This window comes from Clostridia bacterium (genome assembly GCA_017394805.1).
Taxonomy (GTDB): Bacteria; Bacillota; Clostridia; order Christensenellales; family CAG-1252; genus RUG14300.
In genome coordinates this window covers 51,971-77,088 of sequence record JAFPXC010000028.1, presented here as the reverse complement: position 1 = coordinate 77,088, position 25,118 = coordinate 51,971, and the positions used below count along the sequence as shown (strand labels likewise).

The window sequence follows — 25,118 nt, the reverse complement described above, 5'->3', positions numbered from 1 at the left end:
CCTACGTCACCGACGAGGTATTGGCCAGCTACAACGACGCGCTCAAGGTTTTGTTCCGCGCCGACCTCAACAATACCGACGATCCTCTGTACTACGGCGCCGACATCGAGTTGGGCGTCAGCGGGTTGAATTTGTCCAACCTCACCTACGCGCAGTTCGGTAGCGCCAGCCTGCAAGAGGTCGTTTCCGACATCATTCGCAATATGAATCTTGAGTTGATGATCACCGTCAACAAGCTCAAGGAGCAAGTTGATGCCGAGGGCGTCGTCACCGTCGACAAGACGCCCGTCGTCGGCGTTTACTATCTCAGCAACGTCGTCGACGTCATCTACGTCAACATTCCCGCGCTCAACCTCAAGATGTCCCTCTCCAACGCGTTTGATTTGCAGGATATTTTGATGGGCCTGCTCACGCCCGCCGGTCAGACGGCCGCCGCAGGCGAGGCCGAGGGCTTCACCGCCGAGACTTTGCTCAAACTGCTCGGCAATCTCAATATGTCCGATAGCGGCATTGCTTTGAGTCTTTCCACGCAGGTACTGTCCCGCGCCATGGCGCTTTTGGGCGTCGATCTCACCGTGTCGGAGTGCACCACCTTGCTCGCCATCGGCGAGTTGGGCGGTCTCACCACCCTTGCCAAGACGGGCGAACACGTGGGCGTGCATACGTCCATCGAACACGGCATCGGCTTCCATTGGGGCGCCGTGTTCAGCGAGGATATGGGCTTAGACGTCGCCATAGGCGACGTTTCGCTGGAGTTCCGTCATCAGGCCAAGGCCATCTACGACGACAATCCCATGTCGACCAAGGGTGCCTTCTACGGCGCGTTGAGCGATTACGTCAGCATGGAAGGTATGAACGTCAACCTCTCCTTCGAGGCTGAGCTCGATTTCTCCGTGGGCGCCACCAACGATCCCACCGACACCAACGCCATCGACTTCAAGGGCATCTTGGCCGAGTTCGTCAACACCACCTTCTCCATCGACGTCATCGACGTGCTGGAGGGCAAATACGTGCTTGCGGTCGAAGCGGCGCTCAGCCTTGCCGAAGGTATGGACAGCCTCTACGGCTTGCAGATCTACTTCGTCCTGTACGACGCCACCGGCAACAGCAAGAACGACAAGATGCTCGCCTTGTACTACAAGCGCACCAACGCGGGCGGCGTTTTGGGCGTCGACCTCGAGTCCATCTTCGGTATCGCGCCCTTCCAGTTGGAGGTCAACCTTGCCGACGTGGCGGGCGGCTTGTTCTCCAATATCGGCAACAATTCGGGTTCTTCGGGTACGGGCTTCGGCTTGGATCTCGATTTCATTTCCCTGTTGAACAGCCTCAAGGGCGTCATCAGTCTCTATATGGCCGAGACTGGCGACGAGGGTGCCATTTCCGTCACCGCGTCCGTCGCGGGTAGCGTATTGCAATCCGCGCTCAACTTCTTGGGCTATCAAAACTACTTCCCCGCCATCGCGCAAGGTATTACCCTCAAAAACAGCGACGCGGTCGCGGCCTTGGCGGACGGCACCTATCGCGCGGTCGTCAAGGGCGAAGTCGGCGGTCAACCCGTCGAGCACAGCGCGCTACTTACCAAGCGGATGATTACACGCGCGTATAATTATGACTTGGGCAGCAAGAACGTGTCCGTTCTCCGCATTCTCAAGAACGACGAAGCGGTCGCGTCCCTCACCACCGTTGAGGATATGGCCGACTACTTCACGGTGGACGGCGTAGCCAAGACCATCGCCTTCAACTACGCGGCCCCCGGCGCCGCGGCCTTGTCCGTGGGCACCTACGACGTAGAACTCACTTTCACCGACGGCACCAAGACTTCGTTCGAGATGGTCAAGGGCGTAGAGTCCTATACCATCGATTCCATCGATCTCGACGAGTTGGACATCACTTCCGTCGAATTGTACGCGGGCACGACGCTCGTCAAGACCTTGGTCGCCGACTACGCGTCGCCCGACTGGTATGGCCGCTACTTCGCCGTCAACCGCAAGGGCGGCTCGCTGTCCTTGTCGCTCAGCACGGACGGCGGTCTCAACGTGGGCGCCTCGGTCGTTCTCAACGATCGCACCTCGCTCGCCATCGGCGTCAACAAGGTCAATCTGGACTTCGGCGACGTCCACATCAACTTCCCTTCGCAGTACCAGACCAACGTCGAGTATCTCAACTTCAATATGCAGATGGAGTTGGATATCAACGCCGAGCAAGGCACCGCCATTCCTTTGAGCAACATCGTCGGGCCCGCTCTTCGCGATATGCTCGGCGAGAGCACCGCCGACTGGACGGTCGCCATCGACCAAATACCATTTGGTATTTGGCTTGACGACTCGGTCAAGGCGCACGTCTTGGTGGACTTGCAGACCAACCTGCACTTCGACCAAAATTCCGGCTTGCCCTTCAACCTCGACTTGGGCGGCAGCGACGTATTGTTGCAGGTGTACAGCCTTTCCAATTTGCCCGCCAATCCCGTCACGGGGTATGACCGCGTCCAAATCGGCGACCTCATTCTCAGCGTCGCCTATTTGGGTTCCGAAGCGGGCGGCGGCGCATTGTACGTCAACCTTCCCTATTTCGACCTCAAACTCAAAATCAACGAGATTGATTTCACCAGTTTCATCAACGCGCGCTTTGCCTCTCTCTTCGAGGGCTCTTCCGACGTAGCCGAAGCGGGCGAGGGCGAGGGACTCAACCTCTCCGCCATCTTCAACCTGTTTACCGGTCTCACCATCGCGCCCGACAAGATCGTGGTCAACATGGCGGCGGACGTTCTCCGTTCGGCCATCGCGCTCGCGGGCTTTGAGTTGGATATGGATTTGGTGGACGTGGCCGAGAGCTTCGTCGCCGTGTACAATTTCCTCTTGGACGACGAGACCTTCGAGATGAATCGCCGTGAATTCGAACGCACTTCGGGGCTGGAGACCATCACCACCACCTACGACAAGTTCGTCGAGGCCAAGTTGCAGGTCTTCGCCGACGACGGCAATTCCGCGGCCTATGCCGCCGTGTTGACCGACGCCGAGGCGCTTACCTTTGCCGACGCCGATGCCGCCGCCGTATGGGCGGACGTCCTTGCCTTTATGCGCGCGTTCGACGTTCGTACGGCCACGACCTATTTGTGGAACGCCGTCAAGTCTACCTACGCCGCCATGGCCGACCAGACCATGACCGCTGAGGAAGAGACTGCCTATCTCGCCGTCAAGGCGCGGTTGGAGGCCCTTACCGAAAAGGACGAGTATATCAACCTCATTCTCTACAAACCCACCCTCGATTTCGACGGCAAACTCAATCACGAGGTACCCATCGGTCAATACCGCACCATTTCCGAGTCCAAGATGCTCCACTTCGGCTTGTCCGGCTCCATTTCCCTGCAATCGGAGGGTAGCACCATCGAGCTCAACCGTTTGGCCACCTCGTTGGAAGAGGAAAATATCTTCAACGACCTGTTCAACCGTTTGGGCGAGAGCACGGCCAAGTTGCACATGGACGAGATGGATCGTTCACTCAAGTTCAACCTGGAGGCCAACCTCGGTATGGACGCGGGCAAGTTGAGCCGTCTCACCACGGGCAACCTCACCGCCAACGAGTTTATCAGCGCCTTGGTCAGCGAGCTTACCGTCTATATGTCCATCGAACGCTCCTTGGACGGCGTGGACAGCATGGTTGCCGAGTTGTACTATACCAGCAACTACCTCTACCTCGATCTCACGGGCATCGGCTTGCCCAAGATCGCCATGGCGCTCAGCATCAACGATATCGTGGATATGATCTTCGGCAAAGACGAGTCGGCCACCGCGGCCGCCGCCGAGCCGCTCGACCGCAACGAGTCGTTGGAGCTCATCTTCGGCGGCAACGAGATCATGGTGCGCGCCACCAAAGAGTTCATCAAGTACGTCATGCACAAGTTCGGCTACGAGTTGGATACCACCATCAGCCTTTCCGCCGTATTGAGCGGCGGCGACAAGTTGCTGGACGTCTCCCTCGAGGCCAAGGACGTGTACGGTAGCAACAGCTACCTCAACGTAGCCATCGACAAGCCCGTGCTCAAGTTGGGCGGCACCTTGTCCAAGACGGTCACCGATACCGCCGACTACGCCTATTTGGACAACTTGGAGTACCTGTACGCTTCGGTCACGTTGGATTTGTCCTATCTGCTCAATCAATCCTCTTTGGGCGACGGCGTCAATCCCGCCGACTACGTCATCACGCGCATTTTGGACGAAACCGTCTTCGGCGGCGAGGAGATCCCCGTCGTCATTCAAAGCGACGTTGCCAAAGACTTCAGCGTCACTTTGTCCGTCAACCTGTGCTTGTCGGATATTCTCAAGTCCGAGATCTATCTCTACTTCGCCGACGAGAAGGGCGAGCTTATCACCCTCTTCTACAACGGCGCGGGCACTTTATACGTCGCCGCACCCATATTGGACAGCGGTCTCAATATCGCGCTCGATATGGATCTGTACGAGATACTCGGTCGTTTGGGCGTCAGCGCCGAGGCCTTGGCCGACTTCGCCGACTTGCAGACCAAGATCTACGAGCTTATCGGCTTAGCCTCCCGTGCGCCCGCCACCGCCATGGCCGACGACGCCGAGGGCGGCACGGATATCCTCACGATGGTCACGCGTTGGATAGACACGGTCAGCGTCTCCAACACGGGCGTCTTGTCCGTTTTCCTCAACAAGAACGCGTTGTCCACGTTGGGACTCGATATGCTTAACGAGGAGGCCTTGGTGGCCGCCTTGCACGAGGTATACGCGTCCGTCGACCTCATCGGTCGCCGCGTGGAATTGGGCGTTTCGTTGGAGAAGAAGGGCGCCGCTTTGGCGGACGAAACCGCGCCCTATCCCTATCTCCGTTTGGCCTTGCACGACTACGACGTGCGCGGCACCAAGCAGACCATTCCCTTCGACGGCGCTCGCTTCAACAGCACTGCGGAGTACGACCACGTCTATGTCAACGCTTCGGGCGTCATCGACTTCGACCTTGACGACGGCAAGTACAATTGGGGCGGTCTTCTCAACAGCATCGTTCACGACGTCAACGTACCCGTGTCCTTCGCGGATATGCGCGGCGTGTTCGACATAGACTTCCGCGCCAAGATAGGCTTGGTCAACATTTACAGCAGCGAATTCGTGCTGGACGTCTACTACCGCGAGCAGGGCGAGGCCACGCGCCACCTCTTCGCGGGCATCTACGCGGACGTTCTGCGCGGCGAATTGTACGTCGACCTGCCTTGGCTCGAGATTGACAAGTTGCTCATCACGGGCGTCAATCTCCAGACCTTGGTGGATTCCGTCTTCGGCACCGACGCCGAGGCCGCCATGGCCGCCGACGCGGAGAGTGCCGCTTGGACCAAGTACACCAAGCTCGCCGGCTCCATCATCGACTACGTCTTGTGGGCGGACGGTTCCTACACCACGGGCACCTTCCAACAACAAGGCCTCTATATCGTACTCAACAAAGACTTACTGCCCAAGGTTTTGGACGCGTTCCTCGCCAAGTTCGACATCGAGCTTCCCTTCACCTTGCGCGACGAGCCCGAGTATCCCAGCTTCGTGGGCGTCAGCCTTTCCAACCGCTTCGTGCGCGTCAATATGGAATTGTTCGCCGAGGAGTTGGACGGCGGCTTGGTGGTTGCCCAACATACGGGCTACGTGCATATCGACTTATCCATCGACTCGGTCAAGTTGGGCGACAGCGACATTCGTCCCGAGCGCACGCAGACGGTCACCGAGTACACCACGCTTCTCGACTTCGGTATGCCCAAAGGTGAGGAACTCATACTCGAATACCTCTATTTCGGCGGTAGCCTCAGCCTCAACGTGGACTTCAAGGACGGCGAACTCAACCTGTCCGAAGCCCTCAAATACCTCGTCAACGACACCATCAAGTTGGAGATCGAGAACGGTATGAAGGTCAGTTTGGAAATCGAATTGGCCGCCAATATCAACCTCAAAGAGTTGGGCGAGAGCGATTTGATGGTCAAGGTGTATATGACCGAATACGGCAAGTACATCGAGGGCATGGCCGACGACGAAGCGATGCGCGTCCTGTTCTTGCGCGCGTACTACGTCGGCGCGGACAACGCCATCTATATCGACGCGCCCATGATCGGCTTGTACAATATCAAGACGGCGCTCAACCTCAAGTTGGGCAGTCTGGGCGGCATCATCGCGGGGCTCAACAAGCCGCAGGAAGAGGAAACGCCCACCGAAGAGACGCCCGCCGAGCCCGTCGAGCTGGCTTGCGGATGCACCCATCCCGCTTGCGTCGCCAACGGCAGTTGCTGGAGGCGGATCGGCACCACTTGGGTCAAGTTGTGCGAGGACGCCGGGTGCGATTGCGTGTGTTTGGCTTGCGGTTGCACCGATCCCTATTGCTTGGAATACGCCGTTGCCACGGGTGACTATATCACCGCTTGCGGTCCCGACGGTATGTATTGCCGCGGCAGGGATACCGAGTGTTGCGCCTGCCACAAGGCCTTGGCTTGCGGTTGCACCAACCCCGAGTGCGTAGATCACGGCACTTGCGTCAAAGAGGTCGTCAAGGACGCCTACGGCAACGTGATCGACTACGTCTGCTATTGCGAGGGCGAGGGCGGCGCCGACCACGCGGAGTTCCTCTGCGGTGCGAAGTCCTGCCGTTGTACGATCGGACACCTCGTTTGCGGTTGCACCGATCCCGCGCACGTGCACGAGCATATCTGCACCCAGGATTGCGAGCAATGCGACGGCAGTTGCCGTACCCACTACGCCGCGCTTATCACGGATATCGTGGACGAGTTCACCTTCTCGCGTCGCGGCATTCACGTCGTCACCAACAAGTTGCTCATTCGCAACCTCTTCGAACTTATCGTCGGCGAGGACATTCTCGAGGAGAACACGCCGGGCGGCGGCATCGACATTCAGTTCGACTTCTTCAAGTTGAACGAAAACCACGAGCTCGTACCTGCCGCATTCGTGCAGAACCTTGGGCTCAAGGTAGCCATCTTCTACTACAACAAGGGCGACGATTGGAACGATCCCACCAATCGTAACACCATCGACCTCACCCTCAACAACCTCAATCTCAAGACGGGCAAGCACGCCATCGACTTCTTGGCCGTAGACACCGCCACCCGCAAAGAGATTGTGGACGATCCCGCCACACCCGAGGTAGATCCCGTCTACGCCGACACCTCCGACTATCAATCGCTGTCCGGCTTCAAGCGCATCACCTTCAGCGTCAGCGTGGAGATCGTGGAGTCCGCAGGCACCTTCGTCGTCGAGGGCGTACAGCAGGAGAGCTATCCCTATCACCTCGACCTCACCGAGATCTTGCGGGCCATTCTTCCCTCCCTGGATGCGGTCTTCGGCATGGACACGGTCTCCTTCAAGCCCGATATGGTGTTCACTTTGGACGTCAAGGGCAGCGTAGACCTCGACAATATCAACACGTCGCAGGTCTTCCTCACCGTCACCGAAGGCGGTGCCACCAACGGCACGGTACAGCGCCGTTTGGGCTATATCTACTACGACGGCTTGGCCGCCGAAGGCCCCACCGTCTACGTGGATTTGCCCGTTATGAATATCCATCAAATCAAGTACGTCGGCCTTGACCTCAACAGTCTCTTCAGCAAGGAGACTTTGCCTTGCGGTTGCGGCAACGTATTGTGCAATGCCAACGGCAGTTGCTACGCCGCCGACGGCACGCGCATTTGCGACGGCGAGGATTGCGGTTGCTCTTGCGCTCGCTTGGTGTGCGGTTGCTCTTGCGACCAATGCGTAGCCGCCGGTACCTACGTGGACGGCGAGGGCAACTTGGTCACTTGCCGCGACCGCGACGGTCGTTTGCTTTGCGGCGCCGAATGCGCTTGCCATTGTCACGACGAGGTAGCGCCCGCCCCCGGCGGTGATGCGCCCGTCGTTACCGTACTTCCCTGCGGTTGCGAGCAAAAGGCCTGCATAGCGCGCGGCAGTTGCGTGTACGGCTGTCCCTATTGCACGGACAGCGCCGCCTGCCACCGTCCCGAGGGCAACAAGGCCAACGCTTTGCGTTGCGGTTGCTACGATCCCACCTGCGTCAAGCGCGGCAGTTGCTACGATTCGTGCCCCTATTGCACGGATAAGTCTTGCGCCGCCGCCGAGGATTCCAAGAAGTTGTTCTCGGATTCGGGCTATACCATCAAGGCGATTCTGGGCGCTATCGACACCGTGCGCTTGTCGCACGAAAAAGGCTTCGAGGTCTACGTCAACGCCTCGTTGGTCGCCGCCGTCATCAACAGCCTCGGCTTCACCTTGGATCTCGACGCGATGAAGGGCGTCAGCGTCCTTTCGGTCGGCATTCGTATGAGTGCCTTCGACGGCTTGGGCGTCAGCTTGCAGGCAGGCTTGGACGACGGTTCCGCCGTTACCCAACAAGGTCCCTTCATTCGCATCAATATCGGCAACGTCGGCGTCAAACTGTCCAAGGAAATCATCACCTTGGACGACGAAGTCGCCGCGGCTTTGCCCTACTTCAAGCGGCTCACGTTCGAGGATAATATCGCCATTTCTCTCGCGGGTGAGTTGGACATCAAGGCCATTCAGGACGGTTCTTGGGATCTGTCGGGCATCATCAGCACGATAGTCGGCGAAAACGTGGACTTCAAGTTGCTCACCGCCGAGACCAACGACGTCTTCGAGCTCAACCTTATGGCCAACGTCAGCCTTGCCTCCATCTTCGAGAACGGCATTGCCAACGTCAATATTTCCAACGTCATCAAGCGTAGCAAGTTGCTCGTCGAAATCGTCAAGAAGACCACGGTCGCCGGCACCACCTACGACGAGTTGATCGTGTCCGCCTACTTAGAGGACGGTTGGCTCTACGTTGACTTCGGTATCTTCGCGGCCACGCCTTCGGTCAAGGTGGACGTCTTGTCCTTGGTGGGCGACGGTCGTATCGCTTCCGCCGCCGACAATCAACAGGCGGCCGAGCTGTCTACGAGCGCGTCCAATCCCAAGCCGCAGAGCGTCACTTCGGGCAGAATGAACTTCTATCTCGAGCCTTCCGAGGCCAAGCCCAATATGCCGTTCAAGGTGGACCTCAAGGGCAGAGCCATTCAATCCATCGTCATCGAGAATATGAACGTATGGGGCGAAGCGGGTAGCGTGCCCACGCGCATCGTCCTCAACGACGCCGAGGCGTGGGGCGAGTACTTCGACATTACCACCGCCGACGGCGTCACGTCCATCATGCTTCTTAATAATGAACGCGTGCGCGCGCTCAACGAGGATGCGGGCGGCGTGTACTACACGGTCACTCTCACCACTTCGGGCGGCAGTCTTGCCATCGTCACCAAGGTCGGCGGCAAGTTCTACCTCAACTTCTCGGGTGCCGAGAATATCGTGGGCAGCGTCACGTCCATCATCAACAGCATCCGTCTCACCAAGGACTACGCGGGCGTCACCATGGGCGGCGACTTCCTCATGGTCTTGGACGAGTTGCTCGGTCTCAACTTCGGCTTCTACAACGTAGGCGGCGCCGAGGCGCACGTCGAGTTGCAGACTTCGCTGGTCGAGATCAATCGTCCCACCTACGAGAACGCGGTCAACGAGGCCTTCACCTACGGATTGAAACAGGTCAACGGCAACTTGTCCTTCACCGCCGGCGCTTCTCTTGCCGCGGCGGACAAATTGGTCTTGCGCGCCGCACGCACGGGCAACGAGATCACCGTCTCTTCCTCCGACCTCAACGAATACGTCCGCATCGACGGCAACGTCCTCACCTTCTTGGTCAAGGGTGCCGTGGCCGATATCGACACCGACAAGTATGCCTTCACCTTGTACGAGGGTACTACCGTCCTCACCGAGGGCTACTTCTACAAGGGCGTGTTCCTGTCCGCCGGTCTCGACCTCGACCTCAGCAATTTGGATTTGGGCATCAAACTCAACAATTACAGCATTTCCTTGCTCAAAGAGGGCGAGGATTGGTCGGCGTTCAATATGCTCGACAAGGTCTCCGACACCGTAGTCGTGGACGAGACGACGGGCGTCGTCACCACCAAGCCTTCCAAGGTCTTGGACGACACCACGGGCGTCACCCGCATAGACGACGGCGCCTACCTTGACGTCTTGTCCGACCTCAACAGTCTCTATTTGGCGCTTACTCTGGACCTTGACCTCAACGTCAGCGACAACGATATCGCCAATTTGGACAGCGTCTACAATGTGGGCGGCTCGGTCTTGGGCTTGGGCGACAACCTCTCTGCCTATCTCGGCAGTCTGTTCGTCAACTTGGGCCTTTCCGCCTACGAGATGAACGGCAAGTACCAAGCCGAAGTCCGCGTCAACCTCAAGACCTTGGACTTTGCCAACTTCGCCTTGTCCGACGTGCAGGTCTATCTCAAGATCAAGCGTTTCGTGTACAACACCACCATCGGCGACCAAGTCATCGGCGCCGCGGGCGATTGGGCCGAGGTGCTCACCATCTACTACGACGGAGACAGGGTCTACTTCAACGTCAACCCCTTCATCTTCCCCAACTTCGCCGTGCCCACTATGTTCATTCCCGTCGAGCGCTCCTTGGAGTATTGGGGCTTGGCACCCGACCGCGTCGCGGCCTACGCCGCCAACACGCCCACCTCTATCGCCAACGCCACCGCCGAGGCGGGTACGGGCTTCTCGGTAGCGGGTGTTTTGGGCATGATGCAGGCCGTCACCTTCGGCCAAGGTAAGTTGGGCATTCAGCTTGCCTCCGACTTCATCGGCAAGGCCGTCGGTATGCTCACCGATTTCGAGTTGTCCGTGGATATCGACTATCTGGACGTGGATATCGACCTCTTGGACGGCGCGTTGTCCCTCTCGTTCGGCAAGACGTCCGAGTACACGCCCGCCGACGACGTAAACAAGGACGGCAACGCTCTGTACAAGAACGCCGTCAACTTCGCCACCGTCAAAGTTACGGATACGGCGGTCTCCCTCACCGACAACGCCGTGGCCAATCTGCCCGCGGGCGTTTGGACCATCGCCGCCAATTACGCAGACGGCACCGCCTACACCGCCAACGTCACGTTGGCCGCGGGCGCAGCCAACTACGCGGTACCCACCGACACGATGCGTAGCCTCATCTACGCCGACGGCAAGATGCCCGTGTCCTACGCGGTCACGACGCGCACGCTCACCCTCACCGAGGGCGACGGCACTTTTGCCTATCGCGTCGAGGGCAACCGTCTCTATTTCAACCGCTACGTATTCCAGTCCATCAAGGCAGGGGCGGCGACCGTCACCTTCGACGGGTTGGGCGTCTCGGGCGCGTTGGATCTTATGGCGTACTATCCCACCATTACCATGCAGGTGGGTAGCGACCTCGTCACCGAGCGCTTGGGCTACCAAGGCGAGTTGATGTACGTCGAGCACGCCGCGCTCACGTCCTTCGCCTCTCTCACGTCGGTCACCTTGTCCGTCGCCGAGGGCGAAGTCCTCTACGGCGCCGAGCTTACCGAAGCGGGCGTCAACAAGCAATTCGTGGGCTTCGACCTCAGGCTCCACACCATCGAGCTGGGCTTGAGCCTGCCCAAGAAGTACCGCACCGAGGACGACGGCGGCGAGTACACCGTCATCAACGGTCGCCAAGTCTACGGCACGGGCGGCCCCTACCACATGGCCGAGGAGTACAGTTACACGCACTTGGGCTTCACCGACGCGGTTTTGGGTATGGATTTGTCCGAGTACACCGAGTGGAGCACCAACGAAATCACCTTCCACGCGGCGTTGGATTTGGTCCTCAACTACGATACGATGAACACCGACCTGCTCGGTAAGTTCGCCGCACCCACCACCGAAGAGGAGATTTCGGCCGAGTGGAGCAATCTCCACGAGCTTGCCGACCACATCAAGATGCTTATCTTGATGACCACCAAGACGGATACCACCATCACCGTTGACTTCTCCATGAAACTCAACACGGCCAACTATGATTTGTCCGAGTTCTTGTTCAAGATCTATGTCACGGGCTTCGGTCAACGCGTCGGCGGCACCGTCCAAGCCATCACCAAACCCATCGTCATCTACTTCGACGGCGCAGGCTCCACCGAGGACGCGCGTCTCTATCTCGACTTGTCCCTCCTTGGCGTCGCGCCGTTCTATATCCACTTCGACTTTGTCACGATACTCAAAGACTTTGTCACGGGCTTCATCCGCGACTTGGAGTACGCCAGCAGCAACGGCAACGTATCTTACAACGAGACGGGGTTGGATTGCGGCTGTACCTGCCCGCAATGCTTGGCCAACGGCGGTTGCACGCACAACGACAACAAACTCTGCTCGGCGGGTTGCACCTGCTCGCATTGTATGTTGCCCTGCGGTTGCCGCGACGCCGCGTGCGTCCGCAACGGCAGTTGCTACAATATCCGCGGCATCCGTCGTTGCGACGGCGTTACCTGCGGCTGTTCGTGCGCCGTGCTCGAGTGCGGTTGCAACGACGAGCGTTGCTACGCCAACAACGGCTGTATAGACGCGGACGGCAACGTCATTTGCGCGGACGATCCCACCTGTCATTGCTCGCACTGCGCGTTGTCCTGCGGTTGCACGCATCCCGCCTGTATGGAGCACGGCAGTTGCTTCGACGAGGCCACGGGCACCTATCTCTGCCCCGAGGGTTGCGATTGCAAGTGCTTCCAGCAAGAGGAAGAAGAAGAGGAGCAGACCACGGTCGAGAAGATACTGTACTACGTACGTATGGTTGAGAATTTGTTCGACGGCGTCTCTATCGGCAACGACAAGATTTTCCTGCTTCTCAATCCCAACTTCCTCAACAACCTCTTCGCGCTGATGGCGGTCAAGACCACCTTCTCCGAGGGGCTCAACGCCTACGTGGAGATCAATATGCTGCGCGACATTTCGGACAGCTCGGTCGTATTGCATATCGAGAACGTGTCCACCGACGACAACGGTCACACGGGCACCTTCCTCACCGAGCTCAAACTGTACGACATCAAGGCCTTCGCCTACGACGCCATGCTTTCGCGCGACTACCTCAACGATACCGCCGAGGAGTTGCAGGCCAAGTGGCAGGTCTATGCCGAGAAGGTCTACCGTCACTACGACCTCTTCCTTGACGACGCGGCCACCAAGCCTTTGGCCGACCATCTCACCGAAGTCACGGCGTCCTCCACCATCTACGTCAAGCACGCGGGTGCCGCAGTCACCAATCTGCCCGCCACCGTGGTCTTGTCGCAGGATATCCGTCCGGACGAGGCCGAGTCCTATCGCAATTGGCGCGACGTTACCGACGCCCAACTCACCTTCGAAGCGTCCTTGTATCTCCGCGTCAACGGCGGCGTGGACACGGGCGTCGCGGGTGGCAAGGTCCTCGACCTTACCGATATGCTCGTCGACATTCTCTACCTCGACAGCAGCAAGGGCGACAATCTGGACGTCATCTTGGATTCCGCCGAGCGCGATCCCAATTGGATCGACGCGTGCGTGCGCATCGACGTCGGCATGGCGCTCAATCTCTCGGACAGCAAGGCCACCGAGGTTCGTTTGGAGATCGTCAAGGAGTTCAAGGACAGATTCGGCAACGCCAACGACTTCCTCTTGGTGGGTATTTACTACACCAACAAGAACGAAAGCCTGTACGTCACCGTTCCCGCTTTGGATATCAACGGCATTATGGTCGACAGTGTGGATTTGTCCACCTTGCTGTCCACCATGGTCGGCATTGATTGGAACGATACCGCCGGCGCCGGCGACAGCGAGTCCACCTACGGCCGCCTGATGAGCATTCTCACCGATCTCGGCCTCAACATCGATTCGGTCAAGTCCTATATCACCAAGCTCACCGGCGTAGCCGACGCGTACACCAACGCGTCTTTGGCCATTTCCTTGGGCGACAGCCGTCTGGGACTTGCCCTCAACTTCACCTTGGTCTATCTCTTGCTCGACTATGTCGACGCGCTTGAGTTGGCCGATTTGGGCGTCGCGTCCGACATTCTCGACAAGGTAGAGGAGTTGCTCGGCCTCGACCGTATGGAAGTCTACTTCTCCATGGGCGAGAACGATCCCGACACCAACTACACGGTGCTCAAAGACGGCAAACTCTTGGATAGCCTGTCTTTGTACTTGGGCTTGTACTTCGACAAGCACGACGATCAACCCTTCGGCGTGCAGTTGGGCACCACCAATTACGATTGGTTCGGCATTCAAATCGAGGTCGGCAATCTGTCTCTCCACTTGGGCGACAGCCGCAACCCCTTGCCCAAGACGACGTACAGCGCCACCTACAAGGTCATCGAGAGCGAACACGAAGTGGAGAAGAAACTTCCTACCTATCTCGAAATGCCCAACCCCAACGCGTCCAATCAATATCGCGGCCGCACCTTCGTCAACCTCTCCGACTTCGGCGACTTGTCCAAGTACCCCAACTTCCTCCAACTCAACGCCTTCACGTTGAGCTTAGGCGGTAGCCTCAGCTTGGACATCACCTCTCCCTCCGCGGGCGCGGTCAACCCCGTCGTCGAGGCGTTGGAGAAGGTCGTCGCGGGCATGATGGAGTTCGACCGTGACAACGTCAACGTGGCGTTGCGCGCCAACGACGTGTGGACGTACGAGTTCTCGTTGGACGCCAACGTGGACTTCTCCAATTGGGACAACACCGAGATCCGCTTCGTGCTGGATTACTACCGCGACAACTCCGAACTGTCGCACGACAATCCCTTGCTCTTCCTCGGCTTGTACTATTGGGGCAAGACCAACAGCTTCTATCTGGATCTGTCCAACTTCGGCTTGATGAAGACGCAGGTCAAGGGCCTCAACCTCACCAATATCATGATGACCATGGCCAATCTGGACGTCACCGACGGTGCGTTGAAAGTCGGCGCGGAGATATTCGCGTCCCTCTTGGGCACGTCTGACCTCAGCGTCATCATCAACGACCTCATCGACCAATACGTCGAGGACAAACTCTTCGGTGAGAAAGAGGATTCCAAGCCCTTCTCCATCAACACCTACTGCGGTTGCGACAACCCGCTTTGCGTGGAGAACGGCGATTGCTACGACGAGGACGGCAACTTGCTCCCCGGCGAGCATCATTGCGCCCACTTCGTAGACGGCGCCAACCTCCGCCTCACCTTGGGCACCTACGTCCGCAACGCGGACAAGAACGTCCGTGGTCTTGACGTCCGCGTGGACATCAATACCGCCATGATCCAGAAGCTTCTCTATATCATGGGTATCGACTTCGAGTTGCCCGCCGAGACCGAGGCCACCGTCGAGATCAAGTTGGCCAACGGCTTCGACCGCATCGACCTCACGCTGCTCAGCTATCACACCAATGCCGCGGGCGAGCGCGTGGTCACGGGCGGCGTACCCGAGAAGAGCACGCTTACCTTGGCCGTCACCAAGCTCAAGATAGGCTACAACACCACGGGTTCGCAGGCCGGCTTGTTGCGCAACTACGTCTACGACGCCTCGCTCACCGAGATGGCGGGCTTCTCCGCCGTCAACCTGGGCGGTTTGGTCGGTCCCGACAACAATTGGAGCGGCAACGTTACCTCGGCGCTTATCTACGCCTTCATCGACGCTTTGTATCCCAAGGATTTGGATTTGAGCCTCTATCTCAACTCCTCTTACGTGGGTGCGGACGGCGCCGTCCTGCATTCGGGCGAGAAACGCGCCAACACCATCAAATTGTCGCGTATCGGCGCCGAGCAGACCAACGGCAAGGACAACGTGGGCAAGATGAGTCAATTCGTACACGGCATCTCGTTGGACGTCTCCGGCATCCTCAACAAACTGCCCAACTTCGCCCGTTATATGCTCAACGGCCTCTACATTGCCCAAGACCAATTCGTTTTGGATTTCGCCATTCGCTTCGCGGGCAATTCGGGCATCGGCCGCGCCATCAAGAACGTGGTCAATATCAACAATAAGTTGCCGTGGCCCATCGGGTTCATCAACGATTGGTTCAAAGAGGACGGCACCGCCTACGACGAGAACGGCAACACGGTCACGTTGTACAAGATCAATATCAGCAAGATACCTTCGCCCATCACCATTCCTTTGGATTTCGACACTTGGTTCAAGAAAGGCATTTCGGGCGGGCTCGATCCCAAGGAAGATATCTCCATTGACGACGGCACCAAGACCGAGTTCACCACCGACGACCTCGCCGAGGGCTTGGCGCATCCCATCGTAGGCATTTCCGCCTCGTTGGGCGGCGGCGATTGGGTGGTACAGGACGGCAACGTGGTCGCTTCTTTGGACAGCGGCGCGGCCTATTCCAATATCACGCTTCAACTCAATCCCAAGTTGATCGGCGGTTTGGGCGCTATGATTCCCACGCTCCTCGTCAACTTGCTCAATGAGAAGTTGGGCACCAACGCCAAGGTCAACAACATTTCCAACAGCACTATGCTCTACGAGTTGTACGACGCCATCTACACCGAGATCGTGCGCAACTTCGACTTCAATATCGTTGACAACTCCTTCTTCAACGGCCTCATCAACAGCGCCATCGACCGCGTGCTGTCCGGCTTGCGCGACGCCATCGGCAACTTCCTTATCGGGTTGCTGTCGCAGTTCATGCCGTGGCCCAACATCACGCCCGACACCACCTGCGAGGCCATCATCGTCCTCTGCGACGAGAAGAACCGCAACGACGAGTACAGTATGCTCCGCAAGATTATCCTGCGCATCTACACGTCCACCATCGGTGAGTACTGGACCTTGGTCATCACCAACCAAGGCATCGAGATGTCTTCGTCCGTCACGGGCGAGAGCCACTTCAACCTGAAGGGTGACGAGAACGACAATCGCCGCACCATCATCGACGTGTTCGATCTGGACCACAACAAAGACGGCGTGGTCGACTATATGGAGAATCTGCCTTCGATGGCCACCATCGACCGCTGGAACAACGTACCCGAGAAAGCGGGCAGCACCGCCACCGCCAATACGCCGGGCGGCAACATTCAGGTCTCGTGGTCGGACGCCATCTTCCAGATCGTTCCCTACGAGTATTACGACGGTACCGACGATACCAAGGGCGTCTACTACGTAGAGGGCTACGTCCTCAACGACGTCCACCGCGTGCGCGTCGAAGTGCCCGCCACCGCCGCCAGGTTGGTCAAGTACACCGAGCGCGAGAATGCGGACGGCTCCGTCGTACGCACGCCCGTCATTTCGGGTGCCAACCTCTCCTTCCCCTTGCGCTTAGAGGCGTACGAGGTCAAGGACTTCGTCAAGAATCTGCCTTCGCGCATCGAAGTCACCTTCACCGACGGCAACGGAGAGGGCACCTACGTCAAGAGTTTCGACGGCACCAAGGGCACGGGCAACGCCGTGGTCAAGTGGGACGCCACCGAGATCAGCGATTCCTTCCAGGGCGGCAACTACACCTTACACCTCACCTTCGGTGACGGCAAGACGGCCAACTACCAAGTCGACGTACCCGTCACCGTCAACGCCAACAAGCTCAACGGCGTGCGCTTCATTTCGGGCGACACCTACGAGGAGTCCACCGCCAACTTGGTCTTCGGGCCCTACGACGCCATCGAGTTGCCCAACAAGGTCTGGGCGGTCTTCGGCAACAGTCAACCCGCCTTGTACAACATTCGTTGGAACGTCACCGAGGCCCAGATCGTACCCACCTACACGGGTGCCAAGTACTACGTCAGCGCCACCATCGGCAACCTCGACGTGGGCTACTACCTCTACGAGGGCATCAAGATAGAGATCACCTCGCACACCGTCGAGGACTTCAAGCTGCGCACGGCGTCGGGTGAGTACGTCGATCTCGACCTCACCTTCGATCCCTACCACGTCACGGACGGCGCGTCCAACGTGGACAGCAAGAACGTAGACCTCTATCCGCGCACGTTGTGGATCAAGTACAGCGACACCACCGACTATGTGGAGACGCGCGTCGAGTGGGCGCTCGCCAACGTGGTCAACCACTATTCGGGCGGCACCACCGCGGCCACCTTCCGCGTCACGTCGGACGACGATGACGAGGTCAAGCGCATTCAAGCGGCAGGCCGTCAGGCGGTCGAGGTGCCCGTCACCATTATGGACGCCACCATCGAGACCGTGCCCTATATCGAGGGCTTGGCGGGCAATATCGATCCCTTGTATCTGTTGTACGCGCGCTACGACGGCGACGATATCGTGGACTATATCGAGTATTCCGAGACGGCCACTCGCTTGCACAGCGTCTTAGGTCACGAGGAGTTCGACCTCACGTCGCCTTCCTGCAACTACGACCTGTTGGCCGAGTTCGTTCCCGCCTTGGTCGTCTACGACGTCGATCACCATCGCATCGTGGATCCCACCAACCCGTTGGACGAGCGTTGCTACCCGCGCACCGTCACCATCACCTACAAGAACGGCACCACGCACACCTTCGAGGCGTCCGTCACGTTGGGCAACTTCGCCTTGGACGGCGGCGTCGTCTGGAACAAGGGCAACGTGTCCGTCCTCTATTCGGGCGGCTTGTATCAGGCGCAACTCACCATTGGTTCGACGGCGGGCGGCTACCAGACCATCGCGGTACCCATCAACGTCATCGACCGCACCATCGACTCCATCAACCTGTCGGGCGTTAGACAGGACTACGTCTTCAACCCCTATCTCTACACGGATTACGCGTTGAACGAAGCCCTCTATCCCGCCAACGGCATGAATTTGGCCGCGTTGCTTCGTAGCGACGCTTCGGTGCGTAGCAAGGTCATCTTCGCCCACGCCGCCGCCAACTATTATCCCATTCAATGGGATTTGTCGGCCATCAACGCCTCCTACAAGGGCAACGAGGCCGAGGGCACCAACGCGGTGTACAACGCGGTCGCCAAGATAGGCAACGCGGTCGCGGGCTACCAATACGTCAGCTTCCCCGTCACGGTGGAGCGCAAGGTGATCATGAGCGTCTTCGACGTGTCTTCCTACACCTTCGATCCCTACGGCTCGGTAGACGCGTTGGACGAGGCCAACTATCCCACCGAGTTGGGCGTTCGCTTCGAGGATCTCACCACCTACACCTTCCGCAACGTCACTTGGGATCTCACCGAACTCCGTAGTATCTGGAACTACAAGGGAGGCTCGTGCAACGTCTACGCCCATATTGGCAACGCGTTGGGCGGCTATCAGGAGTACCGCGTACCCGTCACCGTTCTTAACCGCGAGATCGACAGCTTCCGTCTCAATGCGGACGAGGTCCTGTCCTTCGACCCGTACGGCATCGACAGCCGCTTCCTCGACACTGATCCTCGCTTGGTCGCTTCCTATCCCACCGAGGTAGAGGTGGTCTACACCAACGAGACTTCGGGCACGGTCAGGGTCAGCTGGGACATCAACAACGTCATCAACGACTACGTGGGCTACAAGAGCCGCACGATGGCGGGCGACGTCGTCGAGCATTGGTACAAGCAGTACGTGGTCACCGCCTACGTCGGCAACGATATGGTCGGTTATCAAGAGTACCCCGTAGGCGTTCGCGTGTTGAACCGCGAGGTCGATAGTCTCGATCCTTCGTCGGTCACCATCGATCCCTACAGCGCCACCAACCTCACGGCCACCGTCAAGGTCAAGTTCAAGGACGGCACCACGGGCGTTATGAGCGTAGAGTGGACCAACAAGCAATACGACCTCTACGTCTTGGGACGTCAGGTCGACAATTCGGGCGCTTCCATCGACGCCCGCATCGGCAACGCCTTGGGTGGCTACCAGATCTACAACGTTTCGGTCAACGTCCTCGAGAAGACCATCGACCGCGTCTTCATCGGCAACGACGTCATCGCCGTTTTGGAGGGCGGACAGATGAAAGTCCGCGACTTCACCTACACCGACGATACGGGCGACGTCTTCTTCCGCGAGGATTGCTACTACGAAATCAATCCTCTCGACCGCTCGGCGCAGCTCGTCTGCGTGTCCTCCAGGACGGTTTCGGGCGTCAAAGAGACCAAGTACGTCCGCTACGACCTGCCCAAGGTCGTCGTGGCGCACTTCGCCGAGGACGACACCACCCGCAACCTCACCGTTTCGTGGGATCTCAGCGCCATCACGGGTGCCGACTACCACGGCAAGACCTTCTATTCCGAGGAAGGTGACGGCACCACCACGGGCGCCATTATGTCTATGGGTACCGCTCGCGTGGGCTACGTGGATATGGAGTTCAAGGTCATCGTCTTGGATCGCACCGTGGCCAAGGACGGCGCCGACCGTCCCGTCATCTACAAGTCCTACGAGGACGAGACGCACAACGAGCGCCTCTACTACATCGTGGACGACGACTTCGACGCCACCAGCTATCCCAACGTCCTCTACTTCTACTTCGGCAACAACGTCAACGGCGCCGATAGCGTCGTGTCGCAGGTCGTTTCGTGGGAGAAGGGCGAAGATAAGGCTTGGGTTTCCATCGGCAACGCCGAGTACGGCGTGCAGACCTTCGAGGTGCAGGTGTACGATATTTCCCGCGAGGTCAGTTACGATTCGCGCAAGAGTGCCGAGACCGAGCGTCTCACCGCTTTGCGCGACAGTCTCACGTCGCTTGCCTTGACGCCCGCGTCCGAGTCCTTGCGCGAGGACGCCGTTTCCTACCTCAACGCGCTCATCGACGGCTTCGGTGCGCTCAACACCTATCTCGAAGTCGTGGAGTACGGCAAGCGTATGGTCGCGGCCGAGGGTGCGGAGACGGCTTTGGCCGATTGGAACGTCCGCGCTTCCGACCTCAAATACGACCTCATCGACATCATCACGGTCGATCCCTACAGCATCGTCTTGCCCGAGAAACTCACCGTTACCATCGGCAGAGCCAAGGATAAGGACGGCTTCTACATCACTTCCGACGTGTGCGGCTGCGACAATCCCGCTTGCCGGGCCGAAGGTATGTGCACGGGCGAGGGCGGTTGTACCTGTTGGTGCAACGCACGCCAGTACGTGATGAGCGTCGACTGGACCAAGGCGCAGATCAACTACAACTACGATACGGCGGGCGTCACTCAATACATCACGGACGTCTACGTGGGCGACGAAGTCATCGGCTTCTACTACGTCAGCGTGTTCGTCGAGATGGAGGAGCGCAAGATCAAGGCCGTCGAGAAGGACGAGTTCGAGGTCGATCCCTACGTGGATTCTCCCTTGCCCACCACCATCAACGTCTTGTTCGAGAACTATTCGGGCGAATTGTCCGTGGTCAGCAATATCAACAACGCCGTCAAGGTGACCCAAGAGATGATCGACGATCCCACGTCCATCGTGTACGGACGGCAGGAGTGCCTCAACACCAACGCCTTCTTCTATCAGGGCGGCTACTACGTCCTCACCGTCAAGGTGGGCAACCGTATAGGCGGCTACCAAGACGTGGATATGCTCCTCCACGTGGCGGATCGCACCATCGTCAACGTCACCGAGACCTACCGCGTGGACGGTCAGTTCACCCAGACCATCACGCCCTACAGCGGTGAGAACGGCGCCACGCCGCAACCCGCGGGCACGGTGGGCGTAGAGTACCGCGACGGCACCACGGGCACGTTGTCCGTTTTGTGGACGTACGCCAATATCAACTACCACTACACGGGTTCCGCCGCCAAGGCCAGCGTCCTCGTCGGCAACGCGCAGGGCGGCTACCAGACCATGACCGTCAACGTCATCGTCAAGCGCATGGTCGCCGAAGAGACGGGACACGTGGCTATGAGCAAGCCCGACGTCGAGTTCAAGTACAATCCCTACGTGGACAGCGGTCTCATGCCCGCCTACGTCAACGTGGACTTCGGCGGCAACAACGTGCTGTTCCCCGTGGACGCGTCCAACTTCCGCGTCAAGACGCAGAACGTCAGCTACGCCACCGAGTATATCGAGGCGACCGTCCGCGTGGGCAACGTCCGCAGCGGCTATCAATGGGTTGACGTCATGATGCCGGTGGACGACGCCGCCGTCACCGCCATCGGTGACAAGACGGTCACGGTGTACCCCTACACGTCGCCTTTGACCGTGGTCAACGAGGACGGCGAGCGCGTCTTGCGATTCGCGGGCGAGTATCTCACATTGGACGCCTTCTTGGGGGACAGCCGCGTTTCCTCCAAGCTCAAAGTGGCCTTGTACGACGACTTTGCCTACGACTATCGCGGCACGGACGGCATCGTTCGCGTGCGCGTCAAGGTCGGCAACGCGTTGGGCGGCTATCAAGCCGTGGATCGCGAGGGCAATCCTCTCTATATCAACGTGCGCGTCATGGAGGAGATCTTCTCCGACGTAGACGTCAAGTCACTCTTCACCGCCAAGGTCAACGCGGGCTTTATCAGTCCCTACGACGTGCCCGAGATGGTCGGCAGTACGGTGGACGCCCGCTTGGGCGACGCCACCACCTCCGTCACCGTCAAGGCCATCGCCTTCGAGGATGCACTCGGCGCCAAGGGCGACCTTGCCGTCATCGGCTACAACGAGCGCAATGTCTGCTACGTCAAGTTGCAGGTCGGCACCGAGTGGGGCGGCTATCAATGGGTGTACGTCATGGACGGCGAGTCCCGCTTGGTACTCAACTTCGCCGACGTCACCGTGGATATGACGGACGCCGCCTTCCGCGCGCAGTTCGCCACCCGCGTCGATCCCTATACCTATCGCTTGCCCACCACCGTCACGGTTGACGGTGTGGACTATCGCGTCACCTTCGTCGACGCCGTCACGGGCGCGGCGGTCACCGATGCCGACATCACCTATTCGGGCGGCGACTTCGCCATGCTCGCGCGCATCGGCACGGCCTTGGGCGGCTATCAGGACTACTACTACACCATGCGCGTCTATCAAAAGGTCATCGTGTCCGCCGACCTCGGCACCATTGCGGTCAATCAATTCAACCGCACGTTCACCTTGCCTTCGGGCAGCGTGACCGTCAACTTCATGGACGGCACCACGGCCTCCTTCGACGTCGCGCCTTACGTTGCCACCATCTTGGCCGAGGGCAATACCTACGCCTTCGCCGAGACCGCGCTGGGTTCGGCCGTCACGGGCGGTTGGGATCTCTCCAACGTAGACTTGGCCCTTACGGGCGGCACCTACTACGGCGTCCTCTACGTGGGCAACGCGTTGGGCGGCTATCAGGCGGTCAGCGTGCGCTTCAAGGTCGCCACCAAGGTACTTGACGCCACCGCACCCGTCCGCTACGTGGTATCCGAGGACGCTTCGGGCGTCACCTTGGCCACCTTGCACGACGTCACCGCGGGCGTAGGCGAGTACTTCACCTTGCCCACCGACTTGTGGCTCACCATGCAGGACGGCACCACCTTGCGCGTCAACGCGACGTGGCACAAGATGAGTTACGTCGCTTCGGGCGAGACGGTCACCGTCGAGGGCTGGACGCCCGACGACGTGTACGCCGCCTACAAGCGTGGCGTCACCGACTTCCGTCTCTATTGCGGCGTGTACGGTCAAGAGTTGTCCATTCGTCTCACCTTGTCCGCCCTCCGCGTCGTCAAGGGTGACGACTTCGCCGCCTACTACAGCGTGCGCAGAGGTTCCGCCGTGGGCTTGCCCACCACCATCACCCAGTCCGTCTACGTTCTCACCGAGGACGGTACGCAATCGGTCGTCAGCACCACCTTCGACATCGTGTGGAACGTGTTGCCGCGGCTCAATATCACGGATAAGTACGTCCTGTCCGCTTCGGTGGACGGCGACGGCGTCAAGTGGACGCGCACCATTCCCGTGTACGTGTACAACAGCTACGTCTACACCTTCGAGAACTTTGTGGACGAGGACGGCAACGCGACGGACGGCACGGTCAGCGTCAAGGTCGGCGACGACGTAGTCGCGGACATTCTGCCCGCCGTCAAAGTGAGCGTCCTCTACGGCACCATGACCTACGACGAGATCATCAATCCTTCGTGGGTGCTGGTCCGCAGCGTCAGCTCGAACGGCGTGGTCACCGAGTACGACCAGAACGTCGCCTACAACAACTTCAACATTCGCGCCTTGGAGAAAGACGCTCGCTACGTCTTCCGTGCGCTCACCATCGACAAGAACGGCGACTTGCTGGTCTACCGCGACACGCAGGCCGACCTCTTGGTCACGGTCGTCGTCACCGACAAGACCGACTTGTCCGAGAAGATCGACTTCGTGGGCGTCAAGACGCTCACCTTGCTGGACGGCACCGAGGCCGAATGCGCCACGGGTGTGTACGGCTCCACCAAGGGCTACGTGCCTTACGTGCTGGTGGATTCGGACGTCGAGGTCTATCGCGTCACCTACCTCAACAAGGCGACGGGCAAGCGCTACGTCAAGACGTTGGACGGCGGCGTGATGATCGGTGACGCCGAGCCTTCCGAGGCGGGCGAGTACACGCTCACCGTCAGCCTGCGCTACGTGGGCGCGGTCGAAGGTGCGGACGTGTCCATCGACTACGTCATCGAGAAGAAGGACATTCGCGACCTCATCCTCATTTCGCGCACCAACCGCATCTATCGTGAGGAGGGCGGTATCGCCCAACCCGCGGCCGTCGAGGCCGCCGTCAGCGGTCACTTGGCCGACGTCCGCATCGAGTACAAACCCGTGGGCGCCGACGACGCCGCTTACACCACCGACGCGCCCTCCGCCGTCGGCAAGTACACCGTCCGCGTCACCGTAGTTTCCGCCAACTACACGGGCGTCAAGATGGATACGCTCACCATCGCCAAGGCCGTCAACCTGGTCTTTCATCCCGTAGGCGGCGCCGCCGTCTCGACCTCCGTCGGTCAAGACAGCTACGTCACCGACAGCACCATCACGGGCTACCCGATGATTACCGAGGACCGCATTTCCGTCTGGTACTACGTGGACGGCGAGGGTGTCACGCGCGTCTTCTCGGTCTACGAGCGCGTAAGTGCCTCCCTCATCGAGGGCAACAGCCGCGTGGATATCTACGAGGCTCGCGCCGCCATCGCGGTCGACGCTACGACGGGCATCGCTTCGGTGACCTTCGTCTACGCGGGCGAGGAAGTGGATTTGTTCGATTCCTACGAGATCGACTACCTCGTGGGCACCACGTCCTACGCCGTGTACCGCAACGGCTCCTACATCACCCAACCCGCGGGATTCGACGTCAACGATCCCGCCCTCAAGCCGGGCACCTACACCATCAAGGTCACGGTGTTCTCGGTCAACGCTTCCGCCTCTTGCGAACGGCAAGTGGTGGTCGCATAG

At 59.2% G+C, this 25,118-nt stretch carries 1 protein-coding gene (cut by a window edge); it reads left to right on the top strand.

Annotation, left to right across the window (positions count from 1 at the left end):
• Window positions 1-25,118 carry the 3' portion of a hypothetical protein gene (locus tag II896_07265; protein MBQ4444435.1) on the top strand. 6,478 nt of this gene lie to the left of the window's left edge, so only the last 25,118 of its 31,596 coding nucleotides appear in the window; its start codon lies off the left edge, out of view; it ends in the stop codon at window positions 25,116-25,118.